The 22,023-nt window shown below is 72.1% G+C and carries 25 protein-coding genes; 19 read left to right on the forward strand and 6 right to left on the reverse strand.

Annotated elements, in window-relative coordinates; genetic code table 11:
- Positions 1–62: 62 nt before the first annotated feature.
- The 4 genes from ACFYZY_RS02600 to ACFYZY_RS02615 all read right to left on the reverse strand — a co-directional run bounded on the left by ACFYZY_RS02600 (position 63) and on the right by ACFYZY_RS02615 (position 3,696).
- Entirely contained in the window at positions 63–1,394 is a 1,332-nt protein-coding gene (locus tag ACFYZY_RS02600) for an ATP-binding protein (RefSeq protein ID WP_351104339.1), read from the reverse strand.
- Between the two features lie 38 nt (positions 1,395–1,432).
- Entirely contained in the window at positions 1,433–2,113 is a 681-nt protein-coding gene (locus tag ACFYZY_RS02605; RefSeq protein ID WP_388688842.1) for a hypothetical protein, read from the reverse strand.
- Positions 2,113–2,397 carry a DUF6112 family protein gene (locus ACFYZY_RS02610; protein ID WP_031008868.1) on the reverse strand — a complete coding sequence of 95 codons (285 nt, stop codon included), beginning with the start codon at positions 2,395–2,397 and terminating at the stop codon, positions 2,113–2,115. Before ACFYZY_RS02610 ends, ACFYZY_RS02605 begins: the two co-directional genes overlap by 1 nt.
- 189 nt (positions 2,398–2,586) lie before the next feature.
- Positions 2,587–3,696, reverse strand: a complete 1,110-nt coding sequence (locus ACFYZY_RS02615; RefSeq protein WP_388688843.1) for a C40 family peptidase — start codon at positions 3,694–3,696, stop codon at positions 2,587–2,589.
- 647 nt (positions 3,697–4,343) lie between these two features.
- Between ACFYZY_RS02615 and ACFYZY_RS02620 the strand changes: the two genes are divergently transcribed.
- The 18 genes from ACFYZY_RS02620 to ACFYZY_RS02705 all read left to right on the forward strand — a co-directional run bounded on the left by ACFYZY_RS02620 (position 4,344) and on the right by ACFYZY_RS02705 (position 18,826).
- Complete coding sequence (locus ACFYZY_RS02620) at positions 4,344–5,099, forward strand: DNA-methyltransferase (protein ID WP_388688844.1); 756 nt, start codon at positions 4,344–4,346, stop codon at positions 5,097–5,099.
- 107 nt (positions 5,100–5,206) lie between these two features.
- Entirely contained in the window at positions 5,207–5,869 is a 663-nt protein-coding gene (locus tag ACFYZY_RS02625; RefSeq protein ID WP_381575972.1) for a DUF4913 domain-containing protein, read from the forward strand.
- Positions 5,866–6,372, forward strand: coding sequence for a hypothetical protein (locus ACFYZY_RS02630; protein ID WP_388688846.1), 507 nt, complete (start codon positions 5,866–5,868; stop codon positions 6,370–6,372). Before ACFYZY_RS02625 ends, ACFYZY_RS02630 begins: the two co-directional genes overlap by 4 nt.
- Entirely contained in the window at positions 6,369–7,025 is a 657-nt protein-coding gene (locus ACFYZY_RS02635; RefSeq protein ID WP_388688847.1) for a DUF3631 domain-containing protein, read from the forward strand. The genes ACFYZY_RS02630 and ACFYZY_RS02635 overlap by 4 nt, the downstream gene beginning before the upstream one ends.
- A complete protein-coding gene (locus ACFYZY_RS02640) occupies positions 7,022–7,702 on the forward strand; it encodes a hypothetical protein (RefSeq protein ID WP_388688849.1) in 681 nt (226 codons plus the stop codon). The genes ACFYZY_RS02635 and ACFYZY_RS02640 overlap by 4 nt, the downstream gene beginning before the upstream one ends.
- A 119-nt stretch (positions 7,703–7,821) precedes the next feature.
- Positions 7,822–8,166, forward strand: a complete 345-nt coding sequence (locus ACFYZY_RS02645; protein WP_364294556.1) for an SH3 domain-containing protein — start codon at positions 7,822–7,824, stop codon at positions 8,164–8,166.
- Positions 8,167–8,311: 145 nt separating this feature from the next.
- Positions 8,312–9,010, forward strand: a complete 699-nt coding sequence (locus ACFYZY_RS02650) for a hypothetical protein (RefSeq protein ID WP_388688850.1) — start codon at positions 8,312–8,314, stop codon at positions 9,008–9,010.
- Between the two features lie 406 nt (positions 9,011–9,416).
- Positions 9,417–9,854 carry a hypothetical protein gene (locus ACFYZY_RS02655; RefSeq protein WP_388688851.1) on the forward strand — a complete coding sequence of 146 codons (438 nt, stop codon included), beginning with the start codon at positions 9,417–9,419 and terminating at the stop codon, positions 9,852–9,854.
- Positions 9,851–10,273 (forward strand): hypothetical protein, encoded by a 423-nt coding sequence (locus tag ACFYZY_RS02660; RefSeq protein ID WP_376233988.1) that lies wholly within the window; start codon positions 9,851–9,853, stop codon positions 10,271–10,273. The genes ACFYZY_RS02655 and ACFYZY_RS02660 overlap by 4 nt, the downstream gene beginning before the upstream one ends.
- Positions 10,274–10,693, forward strand: coding sequence for a hypothetical protein (locus tag ACFYZY_RS02665; protein WP_388688853.1), 420 nt, complete (start codon positions 10,274–10,276; stop codon positions 10,691–10,693).
- Between the two features lie 43 nt (positions 10,694–10,736).
- Entirely contained in the window at positions 10,737–11,639 is a 903-nt protein-coding gene (locus ACFYZY_RS02670) for a winged helix-turn-helix transcriptional regulator (RefSeq protein ID WP_351104317.1), read from the forward strand.
- Positions 11,636–12,052: a hypothetical protein gene (locus ACFYZY_RS02675; RefSeq protein WP_388688855.1), complete on the forward strand. Its 417-nt coding sequence runs from the start codon at positions 11,636–11,638 to the stop codon at positions 12,050–12,052. Before ACFYZY_RS02670 ends, ACFYZY_RS02675 begins: the two co-directional genes overlap by 4 nt.
- Before the next feature lie 29 nt (positions 12,053–12,081).
- A complete protein-coding gene (locus ACFYZY_RS02680; RefSeq protein WP_388688856.1) occupies positions 12,082–13,344 on the forward strand; it encodes an MFS transporter in 1,263 nt (420 codons plus the stop codon).
- A gap of 29 nt (positions 13,345–13,373) precedes the next feature.
- Positions 13,374–14,567 (forward strand): hypothetical protein, encoded by a 1,194-nt coding sequence (locus ACFYZY_RS02685; protein ID WP_388688858.1) that lies wholly within the window; start codon positions 13,374–13,376, stop codon positions 14,565–14,567.
- Positions 14,568–14,806: 239 nt separating this feature from the next.
- Complete coding sequence (locus ACFYZY_RS02690; RefSeq protein ID WP_388689349.1) at positions 14,807–15,421, forward strand: DUF317 domain-containing protein; 615 nt, start codon at positions 14,807–14,809, stop codon at positions 15,419–15,421.
- Between the two features lie 17 nt (positions 15,422–15,438).
- Entirely contained in the window at positions 15,439–15,915 is a 477-nt protein-coding gene (locus ACFYZY_RS02695) for a hypothetical protein (protein ID WP_388688859.1), read from the forward strand.
- A gap of 58 nt (positions 15,916–15,973) precedes the next feature.
- Positions 15,974–17,704 carry a collagen binding domain-containing protein gene (locus ACFYZY_RS02700; RefSeq protein WP_388688860.1) on the forward strand — a complete coding sequence of 577 codons (1,731 nt, stop codon included), beginning with the start codon at positions 15,974–15,976 and terminating at the stop codon, positions 17,702–17,704.
- Between the two features lie 111 nt (positions 17,705–17,815).
- Entirely contained in the window at positions 17,816–18,826 is a 1,011-nt protein-coding gene (locus tag ACFYZY_RS02705) for a collagen binding domain-containing protein (protein WP_388688861.1), read from the forward strand.
- Positions 18,827–18,962: 136 nt separating this feature from the next.
- Here ACFYZY_RS02705 and ACFYZY_RS02710 read toward each other — a convergent pair whose 3' ends face one another.
- Entirely contained in the window at positions 18,963–19,115 is a 153-nt protein-coding gene (locus ACFYZY_RS02710; RefSeq protein ID WP_381534063.1) for a hypothetical protein, read from the reverse strand.
- 172 nt (positions 19,116–19,287) lie between these two features.
- On the opposite strand from ACFYZY_RS02710, the gene ACFYZY_RS02715 reads away from it, so the two are divergent.
- Positions 19,288–20,394 (forward strand): hypothetical protein, encoded by a 1,107-nt coding sequence (locus ACFYZY_RS02715; protein ID WP_388688863.1) that lies wholly within the window; start codon positions 19,288–19,290, stop codon positions 20,392–20,394.
- Here the strand turns inward: ACFYZY_RS02715 and ACFYZY_RS02720 are convergent, their stop codons facing one another.
- A complete protein-coding gene (locus ACFYZY_RS02720; RefSeq protein WP_388688865.1) occupies positions 20,395–21,930 on the reverse strand; it encodes a gamma-glutamyltransferase in 1,536 nt (511 codons plus the stop codon).
- Between the last annotated feature and the right edge of the window lie 93 nt (positions 21,931–22,023).

Here is a 22,023-nt window from a genome sequence, read left to right on the forward strand (position 1 = left end):
GGAGCCGGGGGCAGGGCGGGGAGGGTCCCCTGCCCCCGGCGGCGGGTGTACGGGAGGGGCGGCTACGGGCCCGGCGGCGGGCCGGCGGGCGCGGAGTCGCTGCTCGCGGCCCCGTGAGCGGGCGGCATCGCAGCCGAGCTGCTGCCGAACTCACCGCTCTGCTGCCCCGCGGGGGCCGCTTCGCTGCCGGCCCAGTTCCCGCTCCAGCTCGGAGGGGTGCCCTCCTGGCCGTCGGGCGTGCCGCCGCCCTGGGACTGAGGTGAGATCGTCTGCTGGAGCAGGTCCTGCAGACGGCTCTCGGAGTCGCCCTTGGAGCCTTCGCTTTGCATGCCGGTGCCGGTCGCGGGGTTGGCGGCGATGTCACCGGGGAACCCGCCACCGCCGGCCTGGGCACCTCCTGCCGCGCCGGCTCCGGCGGCGGCGCCGCCCGTGCCGGCGGTCGCCGCTGCGGCTGCTGCCTTACGGCCGGCGTTCTCGGCGTGCTGGCGGGCCACTGAGGCTCCTGCGCCACCGGCGCGGTGGATGGATTCGCCGTCGGTGCCCTCGGACGCCCAGTGGACGAACTTGAAGACCATGTACGGGCACAGCAGCACGAGCAGCATGATCACCATGCCTGCCGCGACGTCCGCCAGGGCGGCGAGGCCGTCCTTGCTGTCGGCTTCGCCGAGCGCGGAGATGCCGAGGACGAAGACGATCGTCATCAGAAGCTTGGAGACGACGAGGGTGGCGGTGGCTTCGATCCAGCCGCGGCGCCACCGGCGGGCGACCTCCCAGCCGCCGCCCGCTCCCGCGAACACGGCCAAGGTGACGAGGATCAGGATGCCGACCTTCCGGACCATCATCACGCACCAGAACAGGAACGCTCCTGCGGCTGAGGCGAGCGCGGCGATGACCGCGACGAGCCAGCCCAGTCCGGCGACGGCACCGATGGCCGAGACCTTCACGATCCGGCGCACGGCGGAGGCGATGTCCGTGCCGGCCGCCGCGAACAGTCCGGCGGACAGCGCGTCGACGACTTCGATGGCCACGGTGGTGAAGGTGATCGCACAGAATGCGAAGAGAACGCCGCTCGCTGTTCCGGTGAGGGCCTGGACGAGGGCTTGGCCGTCTCGCTTGACGGCTGCTCTGACGAGCTGGGCGCAGAAGGTGGCGACCAGCACGATGAGGCCGATGGGCAAGATCGTCTCGTAGTTGTCGCGGAACCAGCTCGCGCCGAGGTCGATGGCGGTGGTGCGGTCGATGGCCTTGGCAGCCAGGTCGGCCGCCGCGGCGGCGAGGTCACCGGCGCTCTGCACCATCCAGTTCCCGATCGCGCCGACGGGATCGGAGGCGAACTCGATCGCGTCGCCGATGTCGCAGATCGAACCGGCGACGGGCAGGTCACAGAAGCCCACGTCGGGCGTCCTTTCGGGTCAGGAAGTACGGGAGAGGGCTACTGGGCGACGCGCGGGGCGACGGCGACCAGGCGGCAGTCCGCGCTGGGCCGGCACTGGACGGCCAGGGTGATCTGGCGGTCCTCGGCTCCCGACCCGCCCCCGGTCCAGGCCAGCTGGGTCTTGCCGCGCACGGTGACGGCGTAGATGTACGCCTCGGTGATCGCGGCGGGATCGTCGGCGATGGCCTGCTTGAAGGCACTGGGGAAGTGCGCCTCGGAGACGGCTGCGGTGGCGTGCTGGCCGTTGTCCTTCAGCCGCGACCACAGCACCGGGTCGGGGATCTGGGCCTGCACGGAGTCCCAGTCCGCGTAGGCGGATTCGGACGTCATCCAGGACTTCATCCCGGCGAGCTGCTCGGCGTGGCTGGTGGTCCGGGCGTCGAAGGACCACAGCATCACCGCGCTGGCCCGGGCGAAGACGAGCGGGTCAGAGACCGGAGGCGGCCCGGCCACCGGCGCTGCCGATTCGCCGTCCGGAGGAGGAGCCGAACCGGCGGCGCCGGCAGGGGGCGAGGTCGTGGCGTGCGGCTGTGGCGAGGCGTCGGCCGTCTTACTGCTGCCGGTCCACCAGGCGACCACGCTGGCCACGAGCAGCAGCATGATCAGTGCGCCGGCGGCGATGACGATCCGTCGTGATGGCCTCCAGCCGACACGGGGGGAGAGGGAACGTTTCCCCATTACTGGACCTGGGACCCGAGGGCGGAGAAGAAGGCCACGATTCCGTTGGCGGCGCCGAGACCGAGGGCGGCGCCAGCGGCGACCACGGCGCCCTTCTTGCCGTTGGCCTCGGCCTGGTGGCCGCCGGTGTGGTGACCCCAGGCCCACACGCCGAGGCTGACGGCGAGCGCGCCGACCACGGCCACGATGCCGAACAAATTGATGCTGTTCACGACGGTGCGCAGGACTTCGAGGCCCGGCAGACCGCCGCCCTTCGGGGAAACGCCGGGGTCGAAGGCGAGCAGGAGATGGTCGTACGGGAGGGCGGTGAGGGTGGCGGGGGAGATGGTGGTGCGCTCCTTGTGAGGGCAGGGCACAGCGGCCCGTGCCGGGGAACGGGAGAAGAAGGAAGGAGAGGGGGAGAAGCGCTCGGCGGCGCGAAGTTGGCCCGGCCCGCCCGGCGCCTCGAAAGGGCGGGCCGGGCGGGGCCGGTGTCAGAGGACCCGGCGCGCGCTGTGGGCGGCGTAGTCCGCGAGGGTGCTGAACCGGACGTTGCGGCCGGTGCGCGGGGCCTCGATGACGAGCCCGTGGCCCGCGTACAGACCGACGTGCTCAGGGGCGGCCTTGGTCCCGCGGCTGAACAGCAGATCGCCCGGGCGGAGCTGGGTGAGGGAGACGGCTCGCCCTTCGTGCGCCTGGGTCTGGGAGACCCGGGTGAGAGCGATGCCGGCGGCCTTGTACGACTGCTGGGTTAGGGAGCTGCAGTCGCAGCGCTTAAGGGCGTCTTGGCCGTGCGCGTCCGTGCAGGACCCGCCCCACTGATACGGCGTACCGAGCTGGTGCATGGCCCAGTCGAGAGCGGTCTTCGCGCGAGGATCGGCGTCCGCGGGGATCGTGTATCCCTTCGGGACCGTGCCTTCGGGGATCGGACCGGTGGCGGCACCGCCGGTCTGCGGCTCGCACGAGTCGGCCGGCTGCTGGGCCGGTGTTCCGCCTGCGGAACCGTCGGGCGCGTGGAGTGCGGTCATCAGCGCCTGCTGCAGGGCGCGGGCGAGAGGCTCCCACTGGGCGTAGGCGTCCGGGAAGCCGGAGCGCTGTACCGCCTGCGCGGCCTGGGTGATGGTCATCTGCTGCCAGCCGGAGACCTTCAGCAGGCCCTCGTAGAACTTCCTGCTGGCGTAGGCGGGGTCGCGGATCTGAGCGGGAGTTCCCCAGCCCTGGCTCGGGCGCTGCTGGAACAGACCGAGCGAATCGCGGTCGCCGTACGACAAGTTGCGCAGCCGGGACTCCTGGATCGCGGTGGCCAGCGCGACGACCTGGCCGCGTTCGGGAACGCCGAGGTCGATGCCGGTGGCGACGATGGTGCGGGCGTGCGGGATCTGCTCGGCGGGCAGTTCGAGGCCCTCGATACGCGAGCCCTTGGCTTCGGACCCACCGAGAACGGCGGCGACCTGCTTCTGTACAGCGGCGGCGTCGACCGGGGCGGTGGTGCAGGACGGCACCGTCACGGCCGAGGATCCGCCGGCGGCGGCGACAACGGCCGTGCCGGCGAGGAGAAGAGGGGGAAGGCAGAGCGCGCCGATCGCGGCGGCGATGCCCTTCACTCGCGGGCGGTCTCCGGACGGCGGTCAGCGAAGCGGTCGCATGGGGAGGGGGAGGGGCGGGACAGGAACACGGCGAGTCCTTCGGGGAGGGCTCCGGCCGCACGGTGCGCGAGAGGAAGGGCCGTGCGGCCGGAGCGGTGGTGCGGAAGCGGGCTGGCCGGGGTGCGTGTTGGCTCACGCACCCCGTCAGGCGGGGGTGTTACGGACGGAACATCAGCGGGACCTCCATGGAGCGGGGAGGGAAGACGAGGAGTTCGGGCGGGGTCAGCAGGGGCGGTACATGAGGGCCTCCGTCTCAGGTCAGTGGTGCTGGGGAGGAAAGGGCGAACAGGGCGGCGCGGAGCGCGTGCGGGGTCACGGACGGAACACAAGGGCCTCCTGGGCAGGAGTGGGGAGAGGGAGAGGGCGCCATCAGCGGTGTCCGCCGGGCAATGACAAGACAGTAAACCCGGATCCCCGGTCACCGAAATCGCCAGCCGGAATCGGAGCGCTTTTTCTGGCTCTTCGGCGGTGATGCTTCTCAACCGGGGATCGTGCCCTAGAGTTTCGGCCTCCCCCCCTTTGCGCCCGGTCGAACTCGGCTTCTGCCGCCGGGCCTGCCATCAGGGGACCCTCCTTCCGTTTCTCCTCCGAATTGGGGCACCCTCATGTCTTTTTCCCTGCACCACGGTGACGCGCTGAGCGTCCTGTCGACCCTGCCCGACGGCTGTGCCGACTCCGTCATCACCGACCCGCCGTACAACTCGGGTGGCCGGACCGCGCAGGAGCGAACGAGCCGTTCGGCCCGGCAGAAGTACGTCTCCGCGGACGCCAAGCACGTCCTGCCGGACTTCACGGGCGAGAACATGGACCAGCGCAGTTACACGCTCTGGCTGACGCAGATCATGACCGAGGCGCACCGGGTCACGAAGACCGGCGGGACGGCGCTGCTGTTCACCGACTGGCGCCAGCTCCCGGCTACCACCGATGCCCTCCAGGCTGCCGGCTGGCTGTGGCTGGGTGTCCTGACCTGGCACAAGCCGCAGGCCAGGCCCCAGAAGGGCAAGTTCCGGCAGGACTGCGAGTTCATCGTCTGGGGAGCGAAGGGCCGGGTCAACGCCTCCGCGAACCCCGTCTACCTGCCTGGCCTCTACAGCGCCTCGCAGCCCTCGGGCAAGGACCGCAAGCACATCACCCAGAAGCCCGTCTCGGTGATGCGCGAGCTCGTCAAGATCGCCCCGCCGGGCGGCACGGTCCTGGACTTCTGCGCCGGATCCGGCTCCACCGGCGTGGCCGCTCTGCTCGAAGGACGGCAGTTCATCGGCATCGAGAAGACCGAGGAGTACGCGTCCGTCGCCACCGAGCGCCTGTCGGAGACCCTGCGAGAGACCGCATCCCAGGAGGACTTCGTCCTCGGCGCCTGAGCGGCAGGGCGCAATATAGCGGCCGATCCCCGGTTTCCGAAACCGGGGATTCTCCGGACCATCGGAGCCACTGAGTCAACGGCTCCGGCTGCAAGGAGATCCTTTTCGTGTCCGAATTCACCGAGTCCCCCGACGGCGGGGAATTGGAGCCCGTCCGTGTTCCGGAGCCTGACCTCGAATCGATTGAGGTGTCCGTCCGGAAACTCCTCGATCGCTCGGCCGAACAAGCGCGGGTCATCGACCGTCTCGCCGCCGCCCCGCCGACCGATCCGCGGTCGGCGGGCATGCCGTTCGCCGGCTTCCCCGGCATGCCGGCCTTCACCCCGCCACCGGACCCCAAGCCGATCCTGGAGCTGGAAGGCAACGAGTTCGAGGACGAGCTGGCCGTGTTGAGCGACTGGGTCGACGACGTCCTGATGGACGTCTACGGCGCCGAGATCACCACCGCCGCTCCCTGGTGCCCCGAGTGGCAGGAGCACCTCGACGTCGTGGCGTGGCTGCACGCCTTGTGGATGGCCTACCAGCAGCACAAGGAGCCGGACGCCGGCGCGTCCGGGATGTTCGTCTGGCACCGCGACTTCCTCACCCACGCCATGGCCCACGTCCGCTCACCCGGCGGGCCGCTCAGCGCCTGCCAGACGGACCCGGAGCGTCCCGAGCACCGGCTCCTCCGTGGTCCCGGCCCGTCGACCAGGACCCTCGCCCGCGATGCCCGATCGCGGCAGGAGAACGGTGACGCGCCCTCGACCGAAGCCGGCCCCGCGTCATGACGGCTGAGCCCCGCCCTGCCTACGGGCTGTCGTTCAACCCCGGCGCCCTCACGGACCTGCGTGCCCTGCCGCAGGGCATCCGGGACCGGGCACTCGACCTGATCGAGGGCGTCGTCCGGGCCCGGATCACCGGCCCTGAACTCGCCTACGAGCTGAGCGAGTACCGCAAGCTCTACCTCGGCGCCGGCGCCGAATGGCGGATCGTCTACCGCCTGCAGAAGGCCCCGCCCAGCTCTCAGTACACCGTCGAGGCGCACATCGTCGCCGTCCGGCCCCGCGCCCGGCACGAGGTGTACGACGTCGTCCGCGCCCGCGTGAACCGGCCGCGCCCACCGGCGGGCCCTCGTGTCCACGCGGCCCGCACCATCCCGCCTCAGCTGCAGAGCAATGCTCCGCAGCCTGCGCCCAAGGTCGCCACGACTGCTCCGGCACCGCCCTGGCGACCGGCGGACCTGTTCACCTCACCCACGCCCCACACCGACCCCAAAGGACCTCAGCGTTGACCACCCGAAGCCCGTTCCTCCGCCTCCTTGGCGCCCTCCTGGACGACGACCTCACGGGCGCCCGCACGCCCGAGCCGAACCCGCACCATCAGGCACTCCTGGACGCGAAGGCACGCCAGGACGACCTCGAACGTGAACTGCTCGACATCGTCAACGGGCCGAGGCCGGTCACCGACGCTGAGGTCGACGACGAGATCGAGGACATCGCGGCCATCCTCAAGGATCTGATCGCAGCAGGACGGGAGGTGGATCGCCTGCTGGGCGACGACACCTGCTCGGCACCGGCCGTCCCGGTCGAGACCGACCGGGACGGGGCCGTCCCTCAGCTGGACCCGTGCTGCTTCCCTCGTCGTCCTCTCGGCGGAGAGTGCATCGCGGCTGCCTGTCTGGCCGTCTTCTCCGCGTACGGCTCACCGGACGCCCTGGCCTCCGCCGACCTGGTCGACGGGCTTCGGACTCTGCCGGGCGTCGCCGAGGGCCGCTGGCCGTACGCGTCCCTCACGCAGGCCAGGCTGGCCACGCTGCTTCGCCCGTATGAGATCTCCAGCCGCGACATCACCCTCCCGGACGGCCGACGGCGCAAGTCCTACCGGCGCACGGCCCTCCTCGCGGTCCTCTGCTCGGACTGCGCAGGCTTCTGGCAGACCCGGTGACAGCTGCCCCCCGAACGGCGGCGCCGACAGCCCTGGACGGACCGATCGAGCAAGCCGTGGGAGACCTGGCCGGCCTGCACCACGATCACCACGCCGGACTGCTCTCGGAGGACCGCGCCGCCCTGGCGTCCGCGCACCGCGACCTCGGGGTCGCCGAAACCGCGGTCGCCTACCACCGCAACGTGCTGATGCAGCTGTCCTCCGGCGCGCACGTCGTCGAAGACGCCCTGCTCGACCGGATGCGGCGGACCCTACGGGACCTCGCTCAGGCCGTGGACGACCGGGACGAGAAGCAACTCCGCGCTGCTGCTGCCCTGGAGAGGGTCCGGGCCTCCGCCCCGCCTACGCCCGCGATCAGCGCCGAACTCACCGCGCACGACCTGGCCGCCCTGCTCTCGCTCGCCGCCGGCGGAACCGTCCGCGAGCACCTGCACACCCACCGGGTCTCCGCGCGGACGGCCCAGGGCCGTCTCGTGGACTACATGGCCTTCCAGCGCCTCGAACACCACGGCCTCGTCGTGAGAGACGCCTCCCGCGACCTGATCGTCGGCCAGCCCGTCACCCTCACCGACGCCGGCCGCTCCACCCTCGTCGGCTCCCGCCACACCGCACAACAGAAGCCTGCCGCGCCCGCACGTCCCGCCGGCGCCTGGCCAGTTCCGGCGCGCAGCCGCTGAATCACCGCCCGCCGCCCAACGGCGGACGGCCCCGAGGCCACCAGCCTCGCCGCCGGCGGACGCTCTGCCCGCCCGGCAGCCCCGCCTTCCCCCCCCCAGAACCCTCAAGGAGTCCCTCCGTGCGTTTCACCCGTGCCGCCCTGTGCGCCGTCGCCCTCGCCACTGCCGCTGTCCCGGTCGCAGCCTCCGCGGCCACCGCCGCGACCACCACAGCCCCTGCGGCCACGCCGCTCGTCCGCGCCTGCGACCTCCCCGGCCCGTGGACCATCGGCACCAGCGCCGTCAAGATCCGCAAGAGCCCCACGACCAGCTCCACCGCCGTGGGCGTCCTCTACAAGGGCCACCGCTTCACCGTCCACTCCTCCCGCAGCGGCTGGCACTACATCACCGACCTCACCACCGGCGTGAAGGGCTGGGTCTCCGGCACCTACGTCTACCGCGACGTCCGCATGTGCCTCGACTGATCCCCCAGCCGGGCGCTGCCCGACCTTCCGGCCACCCCCGTCCGGCACCCGCGTGACTCGTCGCGCCGCGTCGTGTCCCCGCTCCCGCAGCGGGGACACGACGGCGCCGCGACCACCCTCCCTTCGACCGAAAGCCCCATCGCACGTGACCGACGACAGCCCCGACTACGACCTCGACGGCTTCGAGCCCGCCGCCCCCTGCCACGAGGACCTCCTCGATGCCGTGGAGAGCTCGTCGTACAAGGTCCTCGGCGAGCACCGCACGTGGACCGACGCCTACTTCGTCCTGTACGACGAGGGCGCTACCTGGGGCATCCCCGGAGACTCCCAGCTCAGAGCGGTACACGTCGCCCGAGACTTGAAAGACCGAACCTTCACGATCGACAGCGCGGAGTTTCCGCTGATCGCGATGGCCGAATCGTGGCTGATCGCGCGAGGCTGCCCGGCCGCCGTGGTCGGCCCCGACCGCTACCAGCCGGCCGACGCCGTCACGCACGCCCTGGAAACCCGCATCCGCCGCGACGGCGACCACTTCGCCCTGCTCGCCAGCTACACCGACGACGAGCGCGACGCACCCGAGACCGCGGTGATGCTGCGTTCCCTCAACCCGGAGGCCGGACCGGAGTTCAGGATCCTGCGGGAGTGCGTCGACATGAGCACCGGCACACACACCCTGCGCGAGGGCGGCTTCGCCACCTACGACCAGGCCATCCAGTGGTGGGAAGCCTGGAGCGACGGCGACGCCCCACCGCTCAAGCCGCCCGCCCCCACCGTCCTGCGCACCGTGCCGACGGCCGCGCCCGTCACCCCGGCACCGACAACGGCCAGGCCACCAGGACGCTGACCTGGCCGGGCCTACGCCACCGGAGCCGCCCCTCCCGGACAGGTTCGGCCAGCATCAAAAGTGCGCAATATAGCGGCGAATCCCCGGTTTCCGAAACCGGGGATTCTCCGGACCCTTGCCTACTACAGCGGCCCTCTCGCAGGGCTGCCATTTCCCTGTTCCCCCTGGTCCGGAGCCTCCGCCGTGTGCTACTCGCCTGCTTCCATCGAAGCCACCGTCCTTCCGAGCCGCCCCCTCGCGTCTCATCCGCCCCGGGCGGCCGGCCGGACGGCCCCATCCGGCGGAGGACGTCACGTCGCCCCAGCCGCAAGCGCCCCCGGCTCAGCCGACGCCGGGCACAACCGCCGCGACGACCGCGACCGCCCCTGACCTTCCCCGCCTTTCATCCCTTTCTGGAGCACCTTCCGTGTCCGAGACCCCCGACTTCCTCGACGGCGAGATCGTCGCCGTGCTGGCCGGCCGCATCGAAGCCCGATTCGGGACGCCGCTCGACGAATTGATCCGGTCCGCGAACCAGGCGTCCGCCACGGCCGGACTCACCAGCGTCATCCACGCTTACGGCCTGCTCACGCAGGCGCAGTCGGCGCTGGAGGAGGCCGAGGACGCGCTCGTCGCCGCCCTGGAGACGGCCACGGGCGAGGTTCTGGACGACCCGGTGATGGGCCTGGCCCACCAGGTGAACCGGGCTGTCGAAGCGCGGGACCTGTACGCCCAGTGGGTGACCGCGCTGGTGGAGGTCCCGGCCGGACCACAGCGCGCGCGAACCAGTCCGGCGCCCCGGCTGACCACCACGCTCCCTGTGGCCGCCCCGGCTCGGCCCGCGCAGATCGGGATCGCACGATGAGCGTCGCCGACAAGAAGAGCAGCCGTGACGAGGCGCTGGAGCGGGCGTTCGGCGCTCCGCTCGCCGACCTCTACGCGCAGGTCGTTCGGTCGGGGGCGTCCCCCGCGCTCACACGGGCCCTTGAGGTGCGGGCGATGCTCGCCCTGTCCGAGGAGCAGGTCGTCCGCGTCCGCGACCGCGTCCACGCGAGCATGGCCCCCGCCGGAAACCTGGACGAGCTCTCGGCGGAGACCCTCCAGACCGACGTGTACTGGCTCGACGCCGCGCTCGATGGCCGGCGCGGATACATCCGAACGCTGGACGCACTTCTGGCCGCGATGCCGCCGCCGACCACCCGCCTCACCCCCCTGACCAGCACTCTGCCTCCCACGCAGCCCGCCTCCTCGGCACAGATCCGGCCGGCAGCACGGGGACGCTGAGTGCCCGATCCGTACGCCGCCTCCCGGGCGGCGGGGGACCGGATCGCAGCTCTCTACGGCCGGCCGGTCACCGAACTCGCGGTCGGCGCCGAGCCGGGCACCATGCGGTACGCCCTGCTCAACGCCTTCGACGCCCTGCAGCACGCCGACCATGGCGTCGTCTTCTACGCCGAGCAGCTGCATCGCCTGACCGCTCCCGGGCGCACCTTCGAGGCCACGGACGCCGGGCACATCGTCGACGCCGCCCGCCGCCTGGCTCACGCCGTTACCGCCCGAGATGCACACGACCAGGTCCTTGGCGACGTCCTGCAGAGCCTCCACCGCGTACCCGAGCCAGCGCCGGCCACCCCACCAGCCGTTCCCGAGACCGCCGTCGACCTGCCGCCGGCCGTCGTCTCTCCTGCCGCCCGCGCGCGGTAACCCGCTTCCCACCCCGTTCCTCTTCTTCCGCTGGAGTTCCGTCGTGGCCGCTGCCCGAGCCCTTTCCCCCGACCTGCGTCGCGTCGCCGAGACGCTGGAGATGATCGCGCCGCGCTGGAGCGTCTGGATGCTCATGACCCTCGCCTCCGAGCCGAAGGGCCTGCGCTACACCGAGATCCAGTCCCGCCTGCCCTGGCTCATCGCCAGTCAGATCACCCCGCGCGTGCGCGCCCTGTGCGAGACCGGGCTGCTGGAGCGCACCGAGGTGACCCACCGGCACGTCACCTATGGCCTCACCGACCGCGGCCGTGCACTCCTTCCGACGCTGCACGCCCTGGCGGAGTACGGCGATCAGCACCTCGACAAGGAGCTCGTCGAGACGACGATCATCATGGAGGGCAAGCCGCAGGTGATGCAGCTGCCCGAGCGGATCCCGGCTGCCCAGAACGCCGAGGACGCCCTCGCCCTGATCTCCTACCGGCACGCCACCCCCCTGCTGTGGGCCCTCAAGGAACGCGGGCCGTCCAGCATCGTGTCCCTGCGTAAGACGCTGCTCCCCGGCTACAGCCCCAGTGCCGTGTACCCGCCCGTGCACCGGCTCATCGACGACCGCCTCGTCTCCGTCCGCCAGCCCGTCTGGCCCACCGGGGCCGAGGACGAGGGGATGGAGCTGCGTCTCACCGACGCCGCCCACGCCCTGGCCCCCGTCTACCGGGCCGCCTCCGTCTGGGCGAGCGGCCGGCCCCACAAGGACGCGGCCAGCCACCCGCTGTGGGGCGCCCCCCGCCTCCCGGCCGCCGCGCGGACGGGGCAGTGGGCCGCCCATCAGGCCCGGCAGAGCACGCGCCCTGCTCTGCCGGTTGCCCAGCCGCCCGCTCCTGCCCCGGCGAAGACCTGGCGGCCGGCCGACCTGTTCTCCTCCCCGACGACCGGCCCCTGCCGGTGACCCGGACACCCCGGCCGGCGCCCCGGCTCGGCGAAGCCACCGTCCGCTCCCTGCTCGGCGGGATGCCCGTCCGGGATCCCGCCAGCAGCCAGGCGGCTGCCCTCCTCAGCCGCCTCATCCGCGAAGAGGCCGACGTGCTCGACGGCATCGCCGAGCAGCTCCACCAGCAGGCCGAGTACGCCATCGATCAGCTCAGCCGCGTCGCCGACGGCCGCGACCAGTACCGCCACCGTTCCACCGACGGCGTCCTGCAGCTCACCGGCCCGCAGATCGACATGCTCCTCGCCCGCCGCGGCGACGCCGTACGCCACCTGACCGGCCTGTGCACCGCCTTCAAGGCCGTCTCTCAGACCACCGCCGCGCCCGCCCCGGCCGTCAGCCGTGCCCCGGCCCACCGTCCCAACGGCCGCTGAACCTCAGTACCTTCCACCGGAAACGCCCGATGCCCCGCACGCACTCCACATCCCGGCCACCCGCCGGCCGCCACGCCCGCATTCCGGCCTTCGGCCCCGTGCGCGGCGTCTACGTCCCTCGTACCGCAGACGCCGGCGCGTTCGCGATGAGCACCTACGGCATTCCCCTGCTCGTTCTCGCCGTCACCGACTCCGCCGCCCTCACCGGCCTGGCGTTCGTCCTCGAATGGCTCCCCAGGCTCTCGGCGTTCGCGCTCGCGGGCGCCGCAGTCGACAGGGTCGGCAGCACGCGGGTGCTGCGCACCGCCTCGGTGCTGCGGGCCGTGGTCGTCCTGGCCGCCGCCGGCGCCCTGCCCGCGATGGGCGACGGCCTGGGCGCCGTGGTCACCGTCATGGTGCTTGCCGCCGCGACGGGCGTCCTCAGCGAGTTCGCGTACATCGCGGCCGAGACCGCCGGCGGCGCCGCGAGCCGGGACGCGGGCGAACACGCCCACCGGGTCCAGGCCGTCCTGCTCGGCATCGACCAGTGCGCCACGCTCGCCGGCCCGGCCCTGGCCGGCGTCCTGCTGCAGTACGTCGGCGCGACCGGCATGCTCCTGACGATCGCCGCCTGCTCCCTGCTCGGCGCCGCGCTCGCCCCGCGCCAGCGCCCGATCTGGCCGCAGGAGGCTCCCGCCCCGGTCGTCCAGGGCATGAAGACCGGCTGGAGGACGCTCCGGTCGCTGCCCGCCCTGGGGTGGCTCTGTGTCGGCCTGCTCCTCTCCAACTGCGCGATCGGCCTGGTCCAGGCCGCCGGCCCCGTACTGGTCATCCAGCAGCTCGGTGGTACCAGCAGCCAGGTCGGACTGGTCTGGTCGGCCGCCGCCGTCGCCTCCCTGGCCATGGTCGCCCTCGCCCGACTCGCCATCGACCGCGTCGGCCTGTGGCCGGTCGGCGCCGCAGCCGCCGCCCTCGCCTCCGCCACCTGCCTCGCCCTGGCCGCCGCCCACACCTACACCGTCTTCCTGGTCCTCGTGGCCCTCCTCATGGCCGGAGAGGCAGGCATGACCGTCGTCCTGCGCACCCTGCGCGCCCGCCTGGTCCCCGCCGAGGTCTTCGGCGCCACCCTCTCCCTGATCATCCTGCTGCTCCTGGCCCCCTTCCCGATCGCCGGAGCCCTGGTCGCTCTCACTCCGCCCGACCTGCTGGGCCACGCCATCACCGCATGCGCCGTCCTGCAGGCCCTCGGACTCGCCGTCTCCTTCGCCAAGCTCCGCGGCCACCCCGCCGCCCGGCGCCCCGCGACCGCGTGACCCCTACCCGTACAAGGAACCGCCCCGCCATGACTCAGCCGACCGACGACACCCGGCACGAGCGTCTGCACCTGCACGAGGTCGCCTTCCTCGACGACCGCTCCTTCGACCTCTATATAGAGGAGCGGTTCGACCAGCTGGTCACGGCTGCGATAGCCGACGCCGACGGCCGGCTCCGCCCCGAACAGCACACGGCCCTCCACGCCCCCGGACGCCTCCTTCAGCTGCACGACGCCCTCACCTTCGCCCAGGGCGACCTCCAGGTCGCCGCCGAGCGGATGACCTACCACGGCGACGCCCGCGCCGCCCGGACCACCCGCCTCCTGCGACGCGTCCGCACCGCCCTGCACGAGGTCACCCGGAAGACCACCGCCGTGCGGCGCGAGGAGGGACGACAGCGTGAAGCCGAGGCCACGCCACCCTCCACCGACGTCATCGTCATGGCCCGCAACTGGCTCGTGGACGCCCTTCCCGACCACTTCAACCGGCTGCTCACCAGGACGTTCACCGAGGCCGGATTCCCCCTCCGCCCCGCCGCTGCCGACGTCTTCGGCACGGTCGAGGAAGGATGGGACGACGGCCTCCTCACCGAGCCGCGCACCCAGCAGGTGGACGATCTGCTCGCCAAGGGCGCCGTCGCCTTCCGCGGCCTGGTCGCCGACGACGTCCGGGCCCAGAACGCCCGCACCACGGCACTGCGCCACCCGCTCCTCCAGAGGCGCTGGGCCCAGGCACTGGACGAACTCGCCGAGCTGACCATCCCCGTGGCCCGGGCTTCCAGCTCCTCGGTCCTCGGTCCGCTGCCCGCCGGCGTCTACGACCTGCCGGAGACCGACGCGTACAAGGTCTTCAACTCGCGCCGTTTCCTCACCGCCGTCTGGCAGCGCCAAGCCGAACGCAAGCACCTCCTCCGCCACTACGCCGCCACCGTCACCGAACGCCGCCGCTCCTCCCCGGAACACGACCTGCGCCGCCGGGCCGTCGAGACAGCCATCGACCGCCTCGTCAACCAGCAGCCGGCCGCCGCCTCCCGTCTCGTCACCGGCCTGCTCCCGCACACCACCGGCGACGGCCTGATCGAACTCCCGCCCGGCGAACGCGCCAGCCTCAAACGCCGGCTCATCGCCGAAGCCCGCGCCGCCGCCGTGCCCGCACGGACACCGGACACGGCGCCGCCTCTGCCCGCGCCTGCACCCCGGCCAACCGCACCCGCCATGCGCTGACCAGCCCCTCCTCACGAACCCCGGAGCCACCCCTGCCCACCCCGCAGCCCGTACACGGCGACGTCTACGTCACCCCCCGATACCTGGCCGGATCCTCCGGCCACGGCGACGCCGGCTTCGCGCCCGTCTCCCACTGGCCCCACCACCACCTCGACGACGGCCCCCACCAACTCGTCGTCACCAGCCCGGACCACCGCATCCGGATCGGCTGGGCCGGAGACGACTACGACCTGTGGACCATCAGCGCCGCACCCGACGCGATGTCCTCACCGCAGTGGACGGCCACCGCCAACCAGAACATGCCCGCCGAACTCGTCGGTGCCTTGACCAACGCGCTCGCGCACGACTGGGCGGAAGACAGTAACCGCTTCCTCCACGCCACCGGCCTCCGGTCCGACGCCGTCGCGCCGCTGATCGCGGCCGGCTGGACACTCAGCGGCCCGGACCGCGGACGGCTGCACGTCACCGCCCCCGACGGGCAGGCCGGGGCGAGCATCGACATCGTCGACCGGTACCCCGACGAGGCGATCACGCTGTGGGCCGGACCCCCTGGGTGGGGCACGCGCGCCGGGATCGCCTTCAGCTCCCGCACGCCCTCCCACTTGATCGCCGCCACCGCGAAGGCGTTCACCGACCCGGCACCTTTGCCCCGCTGGCGAGACACCCTTCATCCGCGTCTGGCCGCCCACGCCACCCTCACGCCGGTCGAACCGCCCCAGGCACCGGTCCCCACGCCGCGCGACATCCGATCCCGGATCGCTGTCCGCCGCCCGGTCCCCGTCGGCAGCGTCCCGCGCTGGAGCACGGCCACCCCCTCGGCGCTTCTGCCCGCCCGCCCCGCCGCCCGCCGCTGACCACCAGGAGTCCGCACGTGTCCCTGTTCGCCGAGCAGTTCTTCGACGACCACCTCACCCTCCCGTATCCGGAGGCGGCCGTCGTCGGAGACACCTATTACGCCAGACCCGCCCCCGACCTGCCTCTCCGACTGCGAATCACTTTCACCGACACCCGCATGCACCAGCGCTACGACGGCCTGCGCCTCGAAGTCGTGCACCTGGAACGCGGGTTGATCGACGCCCAGTGGCTGAGCTTCGCCGACCACGGTGCCTTCGCCGCCCGAGACAAACGACTGGGCACCAGGCCCGGGGAAGGGAGCTACGGCACCTTCACCGACTGGGGCCACGCCGACGCGCCGCCCTGGCAGGGCATCGGCACCGCCGGCCTCCGCAAGGCGATCGACCGCTACGCCCAGCTCTGGTTCCCCGGCGCCCTGCGGATCCGTACGGAAACGAAACCCTCTGCGGCCCTGCCCGGGCGGGCCGTCGCCCCGCTCTCACACAGCCGGTAGCCCCACCTCGCCGGTTCCCTCCCACCGACACCCACTCCGACAGGACTTCACCATCTCCATGCGTCTTCGCTCCGCCCGATCTGTACCCCTGGCCGTCGCCGTCGCCGCCTGCACGGCGGGCACTGTCCTGGCCACCCCGGCCCTGGCGGCGCCTTCGGCCGGCGAGATCCTCGGCCCGGGCTACACCATCCCGGACTCCGAAGGGAACGCCGGCTCCAGCCACATCGGTGCCTACGGCCCGCCCGGACCGGCCGTTCACGGCGACGCCGAGACCTACTGCGCCGACCCCGAGCGCAAGGGCCCCGCCGACGCTGGCGGCTACGGCGCCCCGCGGCCGGTGACGTCCTGGACGTCGTCGGTGACCGGCAAGGCCGTGCCGAAGGAGCGTCTCGCCCAGGCGGCGTACGTGATCGGGCGGTACGGGCAGACCCGCGACAACGCGCGGGCGGCGGCAGTGGACGCGGTCGTGTACGAGTACCTGGCCGGCGGCACGTACGCGCTCGACGGCGCCCGCGGCAAGCAGCGACTCGCGTACCCGATCGTCTCGCCGACCGCCCGCACCCTCGCCCAGGGCTACATCGCCGAGGCCAAGCGGCTCGCCGGCCCCTACACCCTGACGATCACCCCGTCGGTGAAGACCACCACCGCCGGGACGAAGGTCACCGTTGCGGTGAAGGTCGCCACGAGCGCGGGCGCCCCTGTGCCGAAGGTGACCGTCGCGCTGGCCGAGTCCGGCTCCGGCACCGCCTCCGGGAAGGTCACCACGAGCGCGAGCGGCACCGCCCGGTGGGAGTTCACCGCGAAGACCGCGGGCACCGCCAGCGTCACGGCGAAGGCCGACGGCCTGCCCGCCACCGACCTGCAGGTCCTCACCCCGAAGAACCCCGCCGCCCAGCGGATGCTCCTCGCCGGCGGCACCACCAGCGTCAAGGACTCGGCCACCGTCACCGTGGACGAGGCGACCGGCGGCGTCACCATCCGCAAGAAGGACCCCGAGGGCAGCCGCCTGGTCGGCGCCGCCTTCGAGCTCCTGGACAAGGACGGGAAGAAGGTCGCCGCGGGCAAGACCGACGCGCAGGGCATCCTCGCCTTCGACCAGCTCCGGGCCGGCACCTACCGCCTGCGCGAAACGTCCTCCGGCAGCTCCGTCCACGACCTCGTGCCCGATCAGACCCTCACGATCACCGCCGGACGCACCGCCCAGGCCAACCCGATCGACCTGGTCGACCCGTTCAAGAAGGCCGATCTGTCGGTGAAGAAGATCGACAAGAACACCGGCAAGCTGCTCGCGGGCGCGGTCATCGCCATCCGGGCCGACGAGACGGACAAGACCGGCAAGCACATCCCCGGCAAGGTCGTCACCACGCTCACCACCGGCACGAACGGCACCGCCGAGGCCGACCTCGACGTCACCCTCAAGGCCGGCACCCGCTACTGGGCCGCCGAGACCAAGGCCCCCGACGGCTACCAGCTCGACACCACACCCGTCGCCTTCACCGCGAAGCCCGACGCCGACGTCACGGTCACCCTCGCCGACCAGCCCGTCCCGACCACCCCGCCGCCGAGCCCGAGCACCACGCCCCCGGCTCCGCCGACCACGCCGCCGACCCCGCCCACGACACCCCCGGTCGCGCCGACCACGCCCCCGGCACCGCCGTCCGGCTCCCTCGCCCACACCGGCGCGGACACCACACCGTGGCTGATCGCCGGCGCGACCGCTCTGCTCGCCAGCGGCTCGGGCCTCTACCTGTTCAGCCGCCGCCGACGCACGAGCGACACGGCCAGCTGACCGGGAGCCTCGGGTCCCGCTCCACCGATCCCGAACCCGACTACCCGCTCTCGCCGACCTCCGCCCTCAAGGCGTTCCGCCCACCACCTGACCGAGGAGAACTCCTTCTTCATGCGTGCCCCCCGCCGTACCGCGGCCACCGTCGCCGCGACCACCCTGGCAACCAGCTCCCTGATCTGGGCCCCGACCGCCTTCGCCAACGCCCCCGAGATCCCGCCGGGCGCCGTCGAGATCACCAAGAAGGACCCGGACGGCACCCTGCTCGTCGGCGCCGCGTTCGCCCTCCTCGACACCCTCAACGGCACCAAGGCCCAGACCGGCAAGACGAACGCCGACGGCATCCTGCTCTTCGAGAACGTCCACCCCGGCACCTACCGCCTCAAGGAGACCGACTCCGGCAGCCCCCTCCACGACCTGGCCCCCGACCAGGACGTCATCGTCACCCCCGAGCACACCGCGAAGCTCACGATCATCGACACCTTCAAGCCCGCCGAGCTGCTCGTGAAGAAGACCGACAAGAAGACCGGCAAGCCCTTGGCTGGCGCCGTCATCAACATCACCCCCGCCACCGGCACCGGCAAGACGATCACCCTGACCACAGGCAAGGACGGCACCGCCACCACCCCGCTCCCCGTCTCCTCCCGCAAGGGCACCGCCTACACCGGCACCGAGACCAAGGCCCCCACCGGCTACGAACTTGACCCCACCCCCGTGAAGATCACCGCCAAGCCCGCCGCGAAGACCACCGCCACCTTCACCAACACCAAGAAAAACAAGCCCACCCCGCCCACCACGCCCCCCACGACTCCGCCCCCGACGACCACACCGCCCACCACGCCCCCGACGACCCCGCCGGTCACCCCGAGCACCCCGCCCACCACACCGGCGACGACCCCGCCGGTCACCCCGACCCCGAGCCGGTCCACCTCCACGGCGCCGGTGCCCCCGACCGACACCCCGAGCACCCCGCCCTCCAAGGACTCCCTCGCGCACACCGGCGCCGACTCCAACGCGTGGCTCCTCGCGGCCGGCGGCCTGCTGATCGCGGCCGGCGGCGGGGCGCTGATCGCGGCACGACGGAAGAAGACGCAGGACGAGGCGGAGACTCCGACCACCGGCTGATCAGAGGGACCTGCCAGGAGCCGAGGCGCGAGCACTCGGCACAGGCAGCACCTCTCAGCCTGAAGGCCCCGGGAACCACCATGGTTCCCGGGGCCTTCGCCATGTCTGCAGAGACCGTTACCGCTCCGCTACAGCGTCAGACGCGCATGACGGCCACCGACGCGAGGGCGCCGACCGCCCATGCGAGGAGCAGGCCCTGCTCCCTGCTGAGGCCGTTCGCGTCGGCCCACCGCTTCGCGAGGGAACGCACGATCATTCCGGTCACCGCCGCTGCCGTGTTCCTGGACATGGACAAGTCCTTTCGAGAGGGGAGAGCAGCGCCCGAGTTGGCGCCGCGCACCCACAGAAGCAGCGCAAACCTGCTGGTGGCAACGGGGGTCGGCCCGTTTGCAAGTTAGACCGGCCTGGAGTGGGAGTACTCGGCTCGCGCAGCGTGCTCAGGCGCCCCTACGCTGCCCGGCATGGCAGTCGAACCCCGTCTCCTACAGCGCGCCGACCTTCTGCGCGCCGCCGCGTCCGCCGGCTTCAGCACCATGACCGCGAGGAAGCTGGAGAGCTTCCGCAGCAACGGCCTGATGCCCCACCCCACCCGAGCCGGCAACGACGGACGCCGCCCGGTCTGGATCTACCCGCCGGACAGTGACCGTCAGCTGGTCCAGCTCCTGCGCTGGCGCGAGCGCACGCGGGACGTGAACCTGCTGCGCGTCGTGCTGTGGGTCGAGGGCTTCTCTTTCGACCTCGACGCCGTCCGTACCTCCGCGACCATCGTGGTAGACGACCTGTCGCATGAGCTGGAGCAGCTCCTTCACGCAGAGGCATCCCGCCAGGGCCTCGACCCGGTCGACGACCAGGACACGGTGGTGGGCACCCTCGCCGCGACCATGGCCGCGATGCGAGGCAAGAACGCGCTGCCCCGCCCGATCCGTGTCCCGGCCGGCGACCGGGCAACGGCTGTCGCGCACATGTTCCAGATCTTCGCCCTGGGCACGCGGCCCGAGGTGACGGAAGACGAGGCGGGGACGATCGAGAAGGTCCTTGGCGTCTCGCCGGGCAGACGGCAGCGGGTGGAAGGCGCCGAGCCGTGGCTGACCGGTCCGGCGAGCCTCCTCGTCGGCGCTGCCGACTTCGTGTCCCTGCCGCGGATGACCGAAGCGCTCGCCGAAGCCGCCGACGCCGAATGGGAGGAAGCCCGCTCGGCGGCCACGGCGCTCTTCCTCCAGCTCCCCGTTGTCGCCCGGGCTGTCGCCGCCCACACCGGTAAGGAGAACCCCGCAGGGCTCGGGGTCCTCGCCGGTTTCGACAGCGAACCCCTCTTCGCCGTCCTCCTACTCGCCTTCGCCCTGGGAGCACGCCAGGCCGACTGGTCCGGCAACGTTGAGGAACTGACCGACTCGCTTGCGCCATGGCCCGCCCTCATCGGCGAGATGAAGCCGGTGCTTGACATGCAGCAGCACGAACTCGACCACAACCTCGCCGGCCACGGACCCGAGACGCGTGCCCGCACCGAGAGGATCATCCAGGCCCTTGTGGACGGCGAGCTGGACCCAGGGCCCAGACCTGACTGCTAGCTAGGCGTGGATCGGGGGCAGGTCGTAGCGGCTGACGGCCAGGTACGTTTCCGGGGTCGCCGCTTCGAGGAGCCCTTCGTCACTCGCCAGGTCGAGGTCCGGCTCCTCGGGACGGCGCAGCAGGTCGCTCCAGTCGCTCGTCTCGCCGCGCTCGTAGGCTTCCCGGAGCAGGAAGCGCAGCCGGGGGCGGGCTTCCTCCTGCTGCTCGTGGAAAATCCGCCGCTGGGCGAGCCGCTGCTCTTCCTGAGCCTCTTCGCTGCCCCGCTCGTTGACGGCCAGCAGGTCCTCGGCGCGCAGCCCAGGGGTGTGCCGGGCGATGGCGAGATCTTCCTCGTGGAGGCGCGCGCAGACGGCGAACAGCTTCCGGGACATGCCGAGGTGGACTTCGGTGCCGGGGATGCGGCAGGTGAGGAAGTCGTCGATCCCCCAGGAGCGGATCTCGGAACGCGTGAGGTCCGACTTGAGATGAAGTGCCGCTCCGCGGAGGTCGGCCCGCATGGCGCGGGTGTGGTCGTTGTCCTCCAGCGGTGTGGTCAGTCCGTGGCGTCGGTGGCGCGAAGCGCGGTCGGCCGGCACCGGGACGGTGCGCAGCTGTGAGGGGGGAGCGGAGCGCAGTGCCTGGTAGACGAGCATCTGCGCGCGGGCCGCGCCGATGAGCGCGTCGTCGTTGTCGCCGAGGTGGTCTTCGAGGTTGCCCTCGCCCGTGGCTTCCTTGCCGTCGGGGTCGGATCCGGCCGGGGGGAGGGGCGGCTGGCCGGGGTGCAGGGCGTGGTCGATGGTCAGGAAGAGGTCGTCCCCGGGCCGCACGGCGGCTCCGACCAGGACGCTGCGGTGCGCGTACGAGCCGAGGACCTCGCTCCCAGACTCCAGCTGCGCCCACCCGCCGCGCAGGGTGCCGACGTCGCAGATGCCGCCCTTGGCCTCGATCAGCCAGTACACCTTCTCCGCCTCGTGCCGTCCCCACAGGTCCGGCAGCTTCTTCTTGGGGTCCTTGAAGGTGGCGCTCAGGGCGGGGATGGGGCCGCCGAGTTCGAGGTGCTCGGTCTGCCCCAGACCCAGCAGCGAGCGGCAGGCCCACTCGGTCATCGTCATGCCCAGCCGGTAGGCGGCAGCGCTCTTTGCGGTGCGCTCGGTGCCGTACGCGTAGACCGGGTTCAGCGTCAGGCGCCGGCCTCTAGCGCCCGGCACGGGGGGCTGGTGCTTGAAGGGGTGCGCACCGAGGTAGGCGTACAGCGGGGCGACGCGGGCGACGAGCTCCCCGTGTGCGTACCGCGGCTGGTTCTGCAGGTGCGGGGTGATGTCGCGGCCGACCTCGGTGGCCGCCTTGATGATCTCCCGCCACGTGGTGGTCGGGGCGTACCAGCCGCCCTCCTTCGGGAACCCGTCCGTCGCGCTCCACGCCTTGTGCTTGGCCGTCCGCCACTGCTTCCAGGGCTTGTCTGCGGGACCGTTACGGAACAGGACCGGTATGTCGAAGCTGTCGGCGTAGGTGAGCGGCGGCTCGTCGGGGACGTGCGCAGGGATCATCGGCGTCATGGAGACAACCCTGGCACGGGCCTCGACGCTCCCGGACCCGGCCCGCGGGCCCCCGGCAGTCGCCCGACGGCTGCCCACCGCCGTCTCCGGCTG

The sequence above is a fragment of the Streptomyces sp. NPDC001744 genome (genome assembly GCF_042892575.1).
Classification (GTDB): domain Bacteria; phylum Actinomycetota; class Actinomycetes; order Streptomycetales; family Streptomycetaceae; genus Streptomyces.